The organism is Peribacillus simplex (assembly GCF_001578185.1).
Classification (GTDB): domain Bacteria; phylum Bacillota; class Bacilli; order Bacillales; family DSM-1321; genus Peribacillus; species Peribacillus simplex_A.
In genome coordinates this window covers 794,922-808,818 of record NZ_CP011008.1, presented here as the reverse complement: position 1 = coordinate 808,818, position 13,897 = coordinate 794,922, and the positions used below count along the sequence as shown (strand labels likewise).

Here is a 13,897-nt window from a genome sequence, read left to right as displayed (position 1 = left end):
TTCTTAAAAGCTTAATTATAGCACTTTACTCAAAAAGGCTCTGGTTCTTCCCTGCTGGGGATTATCAAAAATCTCACTGGGGATATTTTCTTCGATAATATAACCTTCATCCATGAAAATCACGCGATCGCCAACTTCTTTTGCGAACCCCATCTCATGGGTCACTACCACCATGGTCATGCCCTCCTTTGCCAGTTGCTTCATGACCTCAAGGACTTCACCGACCATTTCCGGATCAAGAGCGGAAGTCGGCTCATCGAATAACATGATTTTGGGTTCCATCGCCAACGCCCTGGCGATTGCCACACGTTGCTTTTGTCCCCCCGATAATGAATCCGGGTATGCGTTTGCTTTCTCGGCAAGCCCCACTTTCTTAAGCAGTTCAATGCCCCTTTGGGAAGCCTGTTCTTTGGAAATCTTGCGGACCTTTAAAGGCGCGAGCAAAATATTCTCAAGAACAGTCTTATGAGGGAATAAGTTAAAATGCTGAAATACCATGCCAACTTCCGTTCGAACTTTATTGATATTGACCTTCTTGTCTGTCGTATCAAGTCCCTCGATGAAAATCTGGCCTCCCGTTATCGTTTCAAGTTGATTGATACACCTGAGGAAAGTGGATTTACCCGATCCAGAAGGCCCAATTACCACCACTACTTCCTGAGGTGCAATGATTGCATTGATATTTTTCAATACTTCATTTTCCCCAAATGACTTCTTTAGATTCTCGACCTTGATCATTCTGTTTTCAACCTTCTTTCGAGTCTATTTAATACGAAACTTAAAATGAGGGTCAGGAATAAATAAATGAAGGCACATGCCAAATATGGCTCCCAAACTTTAAAATACTGACTCCCCATCGCTTTCCCCCAATACATTAATTCTGGTGCTGCAATGACACAAAGCAGGGATGAATCCTTCAATAATACGATGAATTCATTTCCCAACGGAGGGATCATTCGTTTAAAAGCTTGAGGTAATACAACATGAATCATTGTTTGGGTATGGGTCATTCCCAATGAACGTGCCCCTTCCATTTGCCCTTTATCGATGGATTGAATGCCCGCACGGAAAATTTCCGCAATATATGCGGCTGCATTTAAAGATAAAGCAATGACCCCAGCAGTTACTGCATTCGTTTCCCCGGTAAAAAAGGGCACAATGCCAAAATGGATTAAAAAGATTTGAACTAATAGCGGTGTTCCGCGAAAAACCGTGACATAACAGTAAAATGGAAAGGCAAGCACTTTGTTTCTCATGATTTTCCCTAAACCGATCAATAACCCCAAAAAGGTTCCGATGAGGATGGAGGAAACCGACAGCCCTATAGTAAGTAATGTTCCTTTTAATAAGAAAGGAGCATATTCAAAAATAATATCCCAGCGAAAACTCATTCCGTTCCCCTCCTAAAGACCAAAAAAACTGCGTAACTTCACACGTAAAGTTACGCAATCTTCGCAATCTTCTACTATCCACTTGTTTTTATTGTTGTGCTTTCAATGTTTCGATATCTGGATCAGTACCAAACCACTCTTTATAAATTTCTGCGTATTTACCATTTTCATAAATGGCATTCACTGCTTTATCGAACTCCGATTTCAATTCACTGCCTTTTGGGAACATAAGACCATAGAATTCCTTATTGAAACTATTGCTATCTTCAACGACTTTCAGTTTTTGATCCGGGTTATTTTTCACATATTCTTCAACAACCGTATTATCAGCTACGACAGCCGAAGCTCCCCCTTTTAGTAATTCCTGAATGGCCAGGTTATTATTTTCGAATTTCTTGATGTCCTTGTGATTTTTTCCAAGGAGTTTCTCTACCGCTTCCTGTCCGGTTGTACCAGTCTGAACGGCAATGACCTTTCCTTTCAATTCATTTCCTGATTTTATATCACTTTTCTCTGGAACGAGAATCTTGTTTGTGGATAAAAAGTACGGAACCGAAAAATCATAAGATTGTTTTCTTTCGTCATTCACTGTAATCGCAGAAATTGCGACATCCGCTCTCTTAGATTCAATTTCAACAAAAATCGGATCCCAACCAACGGTTTCCAATTTAACTTCATAACCCGCTTCTTTAGCGACAGCATTGATGAAATCAACATCGAATCCTACAATCTTATCACCTTCAAGAAATTCAAATGGAGCATAATTGGCGTCCGTCACGATCCTGAGTGTTTTTCCACTGGACTCTTCTTCTTTACTGGTTGTCGAGACTTCCTTATCCTTCCCGCATCCTGTCATGACTAATAACAAAGAAATTACCATGGCAAAAACTAAAAAAGAAACCTTTTTCAAAAATAATCCCCTCTTCTCTCTCGTAAACTCTATTTTTTTTAAAAAAAACAGATAAATCTAACTTTATAGAAGATTCAGTTTATTCCTTCAAGAATATTATACGTTTATTTGTTTTTTTATGCAATAAAAAGTCGGACAAATAACTTTAGTAAAATAAATTTTTAATCAATTAACTCAGTAAATTAGAAACGTAATTATGCTTTAATGGGTAAACACACAGACTTTCATCACCTACATTCCAATTAATGGTTATTATATTAGAAACAAATAGTGCAAATTTTCAAAAGGTTTAATCGAACAAAAATAAGCAGCGGCCAAATTAGCGTGGCCGCTGCTTAAATGATTTTCAGGGGACTTCCTTAGTCCCCTCTTCAATATCTAACATATCCAACAGGAAGATGAAGATCGGGATCCCGATGATCAATCCCCATATCCCAAGGAAATGCTCAGAAAACAATAGGATGATAAAGGTGAAAAATGTTGGAAGATTTGTTTTTGCCGACATGAATTTCGGATTTAAAATATAGCTTTCAAGTGAATGGATCACAACAATCATGATAAACACAGCAATCACTTTTGGCATACCGCCGATACTGTAGGCAATCATGCTAAGTGGAACTAAGGAGATAATAACTCCTGCAACCGGAATCAACCCTAGGAAGAAAATCATAATTCCTAGACCGATCAACTGTGGAAATCCAAGAATCCATAAGAAAAATACTGAAAGGACTGCATTCGTAATGGCTATTAAGAACTGGACCTCAATTACCTTTCCGAAAGAATTGATGAATTTAACTCCAAAGTGACCAAGATTTATAAAGAAGGATTTGAATTTACCCCGCTTAAATTTAGAAGTAAAACGAATGATTTTATCTTTTTCCAATAAGAAAAATAGACTAAGCAGTATAGAAAGGAAAATCTGTAATGCCAGTTTGCCGAAATCAGATACATAAAGATAAAGCGTATTCATCTGTTTTTGAAGATCGAGCGGCGATCCGTTCTCGTTCATTAAACTAATGGCGTATTGAATGACCCGACTATCGGGAGGATGTTGAAAGAAGAAAACGATCTGTGTAACTAATTCCGTAAATTGCAACGTTATGACCGGTAGATATTTATAAAGAACGATGGCTAAACAAGAAATAACGACTGCATATAAAAAGCTAATAACAACCTTAGAGTTGATATGCATCACTTTATTTAGCCGAATCATGATAAATTGCTCCAGCCTTCCCATCAAGAAAGTGAAAACAAATGTGAATAACACGATATTAACCATACTTCCGATGCTTATTAAAAAGAGGACTAACACAATTAATGTAATTAACCTTGAAAAACCTTCGCTTTGCAAATACTCTTTTACCACTTACCTATCTCCTAACTACCATTCTGCTGTGATAATTCCTATTTTACACGGAATTGAAGGATTCTACTACAAATACCTTACATTGACAACAAAATTATTTGAATCATCAGTAAGCCCCATTTTGCGGACGTTAGATAAGACCTTTTTAGAACATCCGGTTCCTTAATTCCACTGCCATTCATGCATGAAAAAACATCTGCCGAATGGGCAGATGCTAATCCTCATCCTTCACATCGATATCTTCGGGGATGGGCTCGTTATAATAATCCGCTAATTGCTTCTTATACTTCTCCATCTGTTCAAGATGCATATTACTATGAGATAAAACTAATTAATCTTTGATATCACTGTATTTTTAATTGGTATAAAACTAAAAGAAAGACAAAACCCTAATAATATACGGGCAAATATATAATAACATTTAGATAAAACTATATTATCATAATCTGAATTGTTTTTATCCAGTTTCCCCTTTGTATTCTCAATGTAATTTTAATTTATATAAATATAATTTTCTATCCCTGTAACGAGCTGAAGATCTGACATTAAGGTTATTAAACGTAGGTATTAGCCTTTATTAGTCTTCATCTTTAATATCTTTATCTTCTGGAATTGGTTCATTCTCCAACTCCTCCACTAACTTTTTATATTTCTCAAGCTGTTCAAAATGGGTCTTGAACTGTTCCTTGTAGACCAATACTTCACCCTCACCGTCATGCAAAACTCTTATTTTCCCTTGTAAAATTAATTTCTCCACATATGGTACAGACACCGATAAGTAATCAGCCGTTTCCTCTACTGTTATATACAATTAATTCGTCACTCCTTCATAGCTAACATAGACATCTTTCTTTTGCTCAATAGCAACTACATAAAAATGTTTATATGCCAGTAAAACTCCTTCAATACGATTCACTAAGACTAAACATTTTTTGTTGCAAAATGAGACTTGCGACTACAATGTCGGTGATTAATTACGTACAGACTTATTTTGTCTCAGGTATGTAATTACCTATTAGATGTAGCCTCTCTCTACCCGTTCATCACGAGACAGCTCCTGATCGAATCGCCAATCTTTGCCAGAAACATATTACTAATGATCAGTCTTTTATAAACAATCAAACTTAGTTCTCAAATCCAATAAAAAATTTTTTGGAGCAGCTACTAAGGATAAGGATAACATTTTTCAAAAGGAAATTTTTAAAAATCTTAAGCTGCATTTCTAATTTGGTCTTCAATGGCTTGTGGAGTTTTATATCCTAAGCTGCTGTGAATTCTTTTTCGGTTATACCAACCTTCAATAAATTGGAATATCGCTAATTTAGCTGTTTGGTAATGTTAGTCTTCTTTTTAACAACCTGTCCAAACCAATTTATACTCTCCTCATAGAATGATTACAAGTAATTATATCGAAATGGAGGAACAAACCATTGAGTGACACAGATTTTTCACATGATTCTCCCAAGGGCCCAAAAGGAAGACTAATTACTGGCCATTCAAAGGAGTTTATTTCAGATACACTTGGCTTTCTTACCCACTTAGCAAAAGAATATGGAGATGTTGCTAAAATTCGTTTTGGACCTTTCCAAAATGTTTACTTCATTTCAAATCCAGATTTAATTAAGCAGGTACTTGTAACAAAACAAAAATCCTTCTTGAAATCTAAGGACTTCCATGCTTTAAAACCGTTACTTGGAGAAGGCCTTCTTACAAGTGAAAAAGAAATTCACATGCGCCAAAGAAGGCTTATTCAACCTTCTTTCAAAAAGTCTCATATTAGCAATTATGCACAGGATATGATTGATATAACAATGAACTATATTTCCGATTGGAAAAACAGGGAAGAACGGATTATTACGGAGGATATGATGAGCCTTGCTCTCGGTATCATCAGCAAGACCATGTTCAGTATGAACCTCAAAGAAGGATATGACGAGCTCGGGGAACCTATAGAAGCATCTATGAGAATTGCTGTTAAAAGGATGAGAACACTTCTTCAATTGCCACTATGGGTTCCGACTAAAAATAACCGTGAATTTAAAAATTCGATACAAAGACTTGATACAGTGATTTATAACTTTATTGAAAAACGTAGGGCAGATGCAGAGAGACATGAGGACATGCTTGGGATTCTAATGGATGCTCGAGATGATGAGGATGGCTTAGCTATGACAAACCAGCAGGTACGTGATGAGCTAATGACCATTTTCCTTGCCGGTCACGAAACAACTGCAAACGTGCTTTCCTGGACCTTATACTTGCTTTCACAACACCCTGAAGTGGAAACTAAACTTTTCAATGAAATAGATAGCGTAATCGGCAATCGTAACCCTACTCCTGGCGATTATATGAAATTAACGTACACACAAAATATTATCAATGAATCAATGCGCATATACCCGCCTGGCTATATAGTATCACGGAAAGTGGAGGAGGATGTGGTAATAGGAGGATATCATTTTAAAAAAGGCGATATGCTCTTGTTAAGTCAGTATGTGATGCACCACAAGCCAGAGTATTTTGATAATCCAGAGTCTTTTAATCCTGAGCGATTTGAAAACAACTTTGTGAAAACTCTACCTCCGTTCGCTTACTTTCCATTTGGCGGAGGGGCGAGAGTTTGTATCGGTAATCATTTCGCAATGATGGAAGCTGTGCTTGTTTTAGCGTGCATTGCTCAACGATATCGGATAAAGCTTGCGCCGGACCATCATGAAGTAAAACCACTTCCGTCTATTACACTCAGACCAAAGCGTGGATTGCGCATGATAGTCGAAGATAGAAAAGAGTCTTTTCGTGAACCCTTAATTGATGATTAGTAATATGGATTTATGGCAGCCATTTGGCTTTGGAGTATTTGGGTGTGTTGGCCATTTTAGAAGACCCTATTCTTTCAGTGACCATTTTTAGCAGATTTTTCGTAGGAGTCATAATATCACGTTATAGATTTCTAAGAACTCACTATTTATTTTCACCTCTGAAACAAAGAAACAAAAGGCTGCAATGTTCTTCTTCAAGAAAGCATTGCGGTCTTTTCATGTTTCTGTTGGCAGCACTGGCAGAATATTGATAATCGCTTTTCATACGACCACAAGTCGTCCTCATCCAGGCCATGTGTACATTTGATGTTAATATGCCGAAATTATACAAATTGGCTTCAGAAATAATTAGTAAACTCCCATTTGCAATTACGTTAGGTTCAACAATTGATATAGGGATGTAACGTCTTCTTTCGGATGATACTTTTGGGATAGCTATATATTGACTGTCAGGCTGTCTTATTTCACCGAATAGCATAGGATAATCAGCTAATTTATTAGTAGCTATTCTTTTACTGGTTTCTCTAAATTGTTTTGTGTTTCTAATCCGGTCCATAATAAATCTTGATTTCCGAATTAATCTGGGGTCTGGAGTATCTTTGAGCCATAAACACCAACGAATTTTATTATTTATTAGTTCGTCACCGCCAACATATCTTTTTAATAAGATTTCTGTGTCGGGATTCTCATCTACACACTGTTTTTTTTCATCATTCGATAGTATCAAAAATCCATTATCTATGGGCATACTTCCATAATTTATTTTAGCAACATTCACGAGAGGATTTTTCCTGCTTTCAATAAACACAGTAGGAGCATCTACTAGATAAGGATTGATATTTTGGGTAAGTATTACTTCGTCACCGTCAAAAATTTTCTTTTTCTTGAGGGTACCTTTTGAAAAACCTATTATTACACAATGGACAGCAGCCTTTCCTTTTGCCTCATTGGTCCAGACAAAAGACCGGTAAGCAAAATCTATCACTATGCCATATTCTCCAATGATTTTTTTCCATAAAATAGGTGTTTATTCACCTTGAACTATACTATTTGTGGATACAAATGTTGTCCTAACAAATGTATCTTGCATATATTGTGCAGCTTTATAATACCTCGATTACTTTATTTGTATTATTGTTGGTTATTTTGCTATCCATTTTCTACCCCCTGCCCAAAATACAAACGTATATTCCCCTATTAAGAATAGCATAAAGTTTATATTCTGTCTCAATTTTCAAAATATTAGATAAAAAAATACCCCCTTAAAAACCCAGACACATCAATGTGTTTAAAGGTTTTTAAAGGGAATAACATAGTTTTGTCTAAATGTTATTATATACCTGCTCACCGTCATGAACGGTGCGAATTTTATTTTGAACGATCAAACTTTCTATATAAGATTCCGGCATCGATAAATATTCCGCAGTCTCTTTTACTGTCAAGTACATGCCTTCACCCCTTTTCCTTACTAACTATACTAGATTGGAGGCATTATTTGAAGTGCTTGATCTTTGCAATTAAATAGCCCTTCCATACCAAAAAAAGGACGCAACCCGTTTCAGGGTTAAAAATCACAGTAATGGCTTACAATCCCTTCCAATAACATGTAAGATAATGTTAAAGTAATATATCCATAGATTAAGAGGAGTGAACAAAATGACCTTCTTTTATGTCATTCTCGCGGCAATTTTTGCTGTTTTCCTGGTCAATTTCATGAAAAGGCAAAGTGAGCCGGCAAAATTGGAACGCTATCCAAATGAATTCCGTAAATACCATGCGGAAACTTTAGATCTGCATGCAACGGAAATCGTTTCAGAAGCATTGATAGAAAAGCTTAACAAAGCACTGGATATCGATTATATGGAAAAGGTCAATACTGAATTCCGACTGAAGCATCCAAGGGATTCACAGATAAGGGTCAATCAGGCATGGCGTGAATTGAAACGCTACTTGATTATGGCTGCTGTGTTTGGAAAAGTTGAAATGTTTAATTCAGTCATCGACGAGTTGTGGCATATCATGCTGGATTATGGACAGGAATATAATGAGTTTTGCCAGACTTTCATCGGTAGGGCCATTCAGCACCATCCTCATTCACAACCCGTTTTCAAACCTGAAGAACGCACTCTTTTTGACTTTTACTATATACAGCTATTTACGGTTGACTCCCCTTCCATCCAAAAATGGGGCAAGTTTTTCAAGCATGATAAAGGGCTAACGTTTCTCCGCGATTTTGAAACGATGGAACTGGAGCAGTTAAAAGAGAAATATATGCGAAAACCGACAAGTGCCCAAGCGGAACGGACCTTTGAATGTTTCACTTCCCAATTTAAAGAAAATCGTCCCTTGAAAGAATTGAATTGGCAGAAAAATTACAACCAGACGGACTACGCAGCTCCTGCCTATTTCACTTATGCCAGCACCGATGATTTTGACAGTGAATTTAAAGATATTTTTGGGAAAGAACCGACTGCGGTTTCCTCTGAATCCGGTCATGCCGTTCATGGTGGTGATCATAACAGTTCCCATGACAGCAGTTCTGATTCCTCTTCTAGCTGTTCTTCATGCAGCTCTTGTTCGTCTTGAGCATCAAAAAAACGCTTGGAAAATCCAAGCGTTTTTTTGATGCTCTATTATTCGTAACGCCGCTCAGCGCTTCTTCTTCATTAACCTTACAGTGGTTTAACAATACGATTAATTAATTCCAACGATTGAACCAATTCTTGATCCTTTGTTTATTTTTCTCAAGAACCTCCTTCGATGTCCGGTTGTCTTTTTGTTTTTTCCATTCAAAGAGAGATGCAATTCCGATAAGGAGCCCTCCGCCGATGATTAAATACAGCCACCAGGGCATCTCGCCCCACATCGAGTTGGTATTCATATAGACATTGAATAAAATGGTGCCAGTTCCAGCGATGAAATAGGATTTGTATTTCATCATGAATCCAAAGAGCATAGCAGCCAATGATACTGTTCCAATAATGAGCGCATCATATAAGGTGTTGCCCGCCATTGCATCAATGATCAAAACTGAAAACAGGAGGAAAACAATACCGATCTCAATATATTGTGTAATTTTTCCTTTAACAAAGATTTTCCTCAGCAGAATGGTGCTGATAATGAAAAGCGGCAGAATATTTACCTCCACCTCAAGTACTGCTGGTATCGTAAATTGATCGGTTATGACCCAATAGGGATAAAGGCTGAACAATATCGCTGCAGACAACTGGATTTTTCTTTCCATCGTTCCTGTCGTCGTGCTTCTCATTAAAATGAAATAGGCCGGAATCAGAAGTGCCACGATGATTTCGAGAATGAATTGTGGTTCCCCAGTCAAAACATCCATGTTCATGGCAAGAAGGAACAGCAGACCATAGACTCTGTAAAAATCCAATTGAAGTCCTGCCCCGCCTTTATTCAGCATGCCTTTAAAGAATTTCCTGCTTAATAGTACCATCATGGCGGTACACCCAAAAAGGATTGTCGTTTCAACGAAAGGCCGTAATGTGTCCGCATACATGATGATGGTCCAATACGGATACAAACTGAGAATTCCCGTCAGCCAAACATAGATGCCCTTTTCTTTTACATCCTTTGTGAAACTGCCAATCAGGATGAAGTAAACCGTGATCAAGAGTGATGCAAAAACCTGGAGTAACTGGCTTGGTGTTTCAGTTACTGCAACTCCCCTATTCATGGCAAGTAAAAATAGCAGGCCATATACTCTGTATGCATCGATGGTTATACCTGTTTCTTCCCTTTTGATTAATCCAGTGAAGTAACGTCGGCTTAAAAACAGCATTCCTAACATACAGCTGAAAAGGACCATCAATCCCATTACAACCGAGAGGCTCTCGGCATAGATGACGATGATTAGGAAAGGATACAGACTGACTATAGCAGCAATATTGGAATAGATTTTCCGTTCTTGCTTTTCCTTTGTGAAGCTTCTCAGGAAAATGAAATAAGCGGTTAACAAGAGCGAAACAAAGACTTTGAGTAACAGTTGATCAGTTTTATTAAAAACCTCTACATTCAAATCGATCAAAAAGAATAAACCATAGATTCTGAAGGGATCAAAGCTGGTGATGCCTGATCCATTTTTCTTAAGTAACCCGCTGGAATACAGCCTGCTCAACAACAACATTCCTGCCATACAGCCAATAAGAACAGCCAAACTTGTGAAGATTGGGAGTGTATGTGCATAGTCTTTGATAATGATAAACGGAAAAATTCCGATGATGGCCGCTATCCCTGAGTAAATGCTTCTTTCATCCTTATAGATCGTGAGCCTTCTCATCAGGATGAAGTAGCTAGGCAACAGCAGGGAAACAAAAATCCCCAAAATCGCAGTACCTGTATCACTCGTAAACACTTCCAGATTTAGAGTACACAGATATAACAAGCCATAAATCCTATAATAATCAATGGATCTCTTCGATTCCTCTTTGTTGACCAATCCTTTGAAATGGCGACTGCTGGCAAACACCATCACAGCCGTGCATAAAAATAATACGATAATCGTCATAATCAGGGGTAATGTATTTACATACATATTGTAGAAAATGAACGCCAGGCTTAGAAGAACCACTACATAGTTCCGCCAATTCCTTTTCATGAGCAGATACCAGGTAAACAAGAACTGTACTGTCATCACCCCGACCCAGACCAATTCCCAGTCAAGCGGAAAATCCCGGATTGCCGTTTCCAATATGGATATGCTTATGCCTAAATGAATGAATGGAATAAGGTAATACTCCATGATGCCTTTCCAATTCTTATTGGAAACCGCCCACAGAATGGTTATGATTCCTGTTGTTATCATCAAGCATATTGATGTAATGAATACCATTTGCCCCATGTTTGCCAAAAATAAGTGGACCTGTAGGAAAAGAACTGCAAACCCTAGGTACGTAAAAACGTATTTTTCCCATTTCACATGTGCCCGCCAGACACTCAAAATATAGATCAACAGCTGTGCAGTATATAGGAACGGTGAACTTTCCGTATTGACAATGAGCAAATATCCAACAGGAATCGCCAGTATATTGGCAAGGTGACTTGCGTAAATGAAGTACTGTTTCCCATTTTTCGAATATTTCCCAAGCCATTCCCCTAAAAGGAAAAAGATAACAGGGCCGGTCAGCACGAACGCAATCTTCAACACCATTGAACCAAAATCAAAAACATCGTAGAGCGAAGCATATAGGCCGGCACTTGAAATCACGACAGGCACCCAGAATATGTGCTTCCGATGTATATGGACGGACCAACCATTTATTGCAGCAGCTACGGCAATCACTCCGCTTGCCTCTAAAGGATTCATTGAATTGAATGGAATCCATAAAAATGAAAGGAAGGAAAGAATCTGACCACTATATGCAAAAACAGGAAAGAATTTATGATATCCCTTTTTTAATGTGTAAGCCCCACCGATGGAAATCAGGGAAACCCCCATTAAATAGAGACTGATCGGGATATTTAAACGGGCCCACTCTAAACTTTCCAACAAATATGGATAGAAAGCAACCAAAGCCAGAACGAAAGTGATTGGAAATCCGTAAATGGCGTTTTCCTTCATATGCTTTGTATCGTCTTTTATATATGTGATGAAGAAAAGTCCAGAGATCATGGCGAGGGCGGCGCTAACTGCAAGCCAATCCATCTCGCTGAATTTACTGGTCAGTATCATTAACATGATCATTGGGGAGATAAGTAAGATACTCCTCTTAAACAGGCTGTACCTTGGGTGGTTATATAAATATAATCCAAGGTATTGAATGACCTGAAGGATAAAAATCAGATTTAAAACGGTAGAAAAAGAGACTGGCAAGGCAAAGAAAAGATATACGAACGCTAAGTTGAAAACAACAACCGCCGGGTACGTGAAGCTTGAATTTCTCGATTGAAGGGAAACATAGACAAGCTGTGCGGATACTATCATGAGCGCGATGAATATTTGCGCATAGTTTTCCTGGTACACCATTGCGTTTATATATAGGAAGACAATCCCGCTCTCAATCAAACTGGTAAACATGAAATTCTTGGAAAGCTTATTCATTTTGAATTTGGCCAGATATTTTGAAAGAGCTGTAAAAATGATTGGTACAAGTGCAAAAGCAATGACCACGTACTCACTTAAAAATGAATTAAAAACAAAATGGATATATCCATAAGTGAAAACGGCACTAAAAGCCATTTCATAATGTTTCTTTTGGAATTTAACGGAAAAAACTAAAAACAAAACAGAAAAGACCATCAACGTTAGCGAATACACAAAGTTACTTGAAAATAACGTCAAGATCGCAAAGGCTTCCACGATGATCTTAAACTGGATGAATTGAAAAATGAATGGTTTGAATATCTTTAAGGCTTTTTGACTTTTCAATTGTTCAATATTCCATAAAAGTATTAAGTTAAGAATGCCAATCGTCAAAAACATCCACTCGATAGTCGGCGTCACAAAAGCCAAACCGAAATAGCAGGTAATGCCGAACGTGAATATGGAAATGAATATGAATATTTTCGACTTAAAGTAGTTAGCGATCTTAAAATAAATGGCTAAGCAGAGTAATCCTCCAAGAAACCCCAGAAGCCCCCGCCCCCCACCATTAAGTGAAAGGTACTCTCCAAAAATCCGATAATATGAAGCTGATAAAATCGTAATCGGAATAAATAAACCCGCTAGCGTCAGGAATGCAAAAGCGGTCTGTTTAATTTTCAGCTTTGAAGCGATGAAGGCCATTCCCGCAAAAATGCCGGATACCATTCCAATGAATAAAACCTTCAGGACCGCATTCAAATCTCCCCATGAAGAGGTTGCCAAAATCACCCCGCCGAACAGAAGCAATATGACCCCCGTGAGCAGGATAACAGAGATATTCCGCTCCCTGATCTGCTCAGGTGTTTTCTTCGGTTTTGCTGGTTTTGCTGGTTTCTCCCGCTTGATTGCCTGCTGTTGAATAACCGGTATCCTTTCAGGGATTCCCTTGATAGGTTCAGGACTATCCTCCAAAACTGATTCATTAGGTTCATATCCTGTCTTCTCATCTTTCAATATCGATTCTTTCAATCCACCAGATTCCAGTAATTCCAATGAAGCTTCTTCAATCTGGCTATCTTGAACCTTCTTCTCGGGACTTTCACCGATAATCGTCTCAGGTCCTTGAATGGATTTCCTTTTTTCATGCTCTAAGCACTTTTGTTTATAGAGGGCTAATTGGAAATGCCTTTCGTAGGCCTTGCTAATCCGGATATATTCTGATTTAGGGATGAGCCGCCTTTCCCATAAAACTTCCAGCTCTTCTTGGAAAATGCGCTTCCTTGTTTCTAATATCATTTCTTCGTTTGAAGAATCATTCATCCCCAGATTCCCCTTCCTTCTATTAGGCCTTATATCATCTTATGTATA

General features: G+C 38.0%; 9 protein-coding genes and 2 pseudogenes. 2 read left to right on the top strand and 9 right to left on the bottom strand.

The genetic code is table 11. From position 1 onward, the window contains the following. Nucleotides 1-15 precede the first annotated feature (15 nt). The 6 genes and pseudogenes from UP17_RS03695 to UP17_RS29430 all read right to left on the bottom strand — a co-directional run. A complete protein-coding gene (locus tag UP17_RS03695) occupies nt 16-738 on the bottom strand; it encodes an amino acid ABC transporter ATP-binding protein (protein WP_061461717.1) in 723 nt (240 codons plus the stop codon). Continuing rightward, nucleotides 735-1,391, bottom strand: coding sequence for an amino acid ABC transporter permease (locus UP17_RS03690; RefSeq protein ID WP_061461716.1), 657 nt, complete (start codon nt 1,389-1,391; stop codon nt 735-737). The genes UP17_RS03695 and UP17_RS03690 overlap by 4 nt, the downstream gene beginning before the upstream one ends. An 88-nt stretch (nt 1,392-1,479) precedes the next feature. After that, entirely contained in the window at nt 1,480-2,301 is an 822-nt protein-coding gene (locus tag UP17_RS03685) for a basic amino acid ABC transporter substrate-binding protein (protein ID WP_061461715.1), read from the bottom strand. Nucleotides 2,302-2,647: 346 nt separating this feature from the next. Next, nucleotides 2,648-3,667 carry an AI-2E family transporter gene (locus UP17_RS03680; RefSeq protein WP_061461714.1) on the bottom strand — a complete coding sequence of 340 codons (1,020 nt, stop codon included), beginning with the start codon at nt 3,665-3,667 and terminating at the stop codon, nt 2,648-2,650. 577 nt (nt 3,668-4,244) lie between these two features. After that, nucleotides 4,245-4,478, bottom strand: a complete 234-nt coding sequence (locus UP17_RS03675) for an excisionase family DNA-binding protein (protein ID WP_061461713.1) — start codon at nt 4,476-4,478, stop codon at nt 4,245-4,247. A 398-nt stretch (nt 4,479-4,876) separates the two neighbouring features. Further along, nucleotides 4,877-5,002, bottom strand: a pseudogene (locus UP17_RS29430) (IS3 family transposase); the annotation flags it as partial. A gap of 95 nt (nt 5,003-5,097) precedes the next feature. Here UP17_RS29430 and UP17_RS03670 point away from each other — a divergent pair. Further along, entirely contained in the window at nt 5,098-6,486 is a 1,389-nt protein-coding gene (locus tag UP17_RS03670) for a cytochrome P450 (RefSeq protein ID WP_061461712.1), read from the top strand. A gap of 142 nt (nt 6,487-6,628) precedes the next feature. Here UP17_RS03670 and UP17_RS03665 read toward each other — a convergent pair whose 3' ends face one another. Beyond that, nucleotides 6,629-7,507: a type IIL restriction-modification enzyme MmeI gene (locus UP17_RS03665; RefSeq protein ID WP_349817599.1), complete on the bottom strand. Its 879-nt coding sequence runs from the start codon at nt 7,505-7,507 to the stop codon at nt 6,629-6,631. 307 nt (nt 7,508-7,814) lie between these two features. Next, nucleotides 7,815-7,934: pseudogene (locus UP17_RS26015) on the bottom strand (excisionase family DNA-binding protein); the annotation flags it as partial. 208 nt (nt 7,935-8,142) lie between these two features. On the opposite strand from UP17_RS26015, the gene UP17_RS03660 reads away from it, so the two are divergent. Next, nucleotides 8,143-9,072, top strand: a complete 930-nt coding sequence (locus tag UP17_RS03660) for a glycine-rich domain-containing protein (protein ID WP_061461710.1) — start codon at nt 8,143-8,145, stop codon at nt 9,070-9,072. A gap of 112 nt (nt 9,073-9,184) precedes the next feature. On the opposite strand, the gene UP17_RS03655 is transcribed toward UP17_RS03660, so the two are convergent. Next, a complete protein-coding gene (locus tag UP17_RS03655; RefSeq protein ID WP_061461709.1) occupies nt 9,185-13,849 on the bottom strand; it encodes a hypothetical protein in 4,665 nt (1,554 codons plus the stop codon). Nucleotides 13,850-13,897 lie beyond the last annotated feature (48 nt).

Excerpts from the sequence above, each read along its gene's own strand:
- UP17_RS03655 (WP_061461709.1), bottom strand. The coding sequence starts at position 13,849 with ATGAATGATTCTTCAAACGAAGAAATGATATTAGAAACAAGGAAGCGC.
- UP17_RS03660 (WP_061461710.1), top strand. The coding sequence starts at position 8,143 with ATGACCTTCTTTTATGTCATTCTCGCGGCAATTTTTGCTGTTTTCCTG.
- UP17_RS03690 (WP_061461716.1), bottom strand. The coding sequence starts at position 1,391 with ATGAGTTTTCGCTGGGATATTATTTTTGAATATGCTCCTTTCTTATTA.
- UP17_RS03695 (WP_061461717.1), bottom strand. The coding sequence starts at position 738 with ATGATCAAGGTCGAGAATCTAAAGAAGTCATTTGGGGAAAATGAAGTA.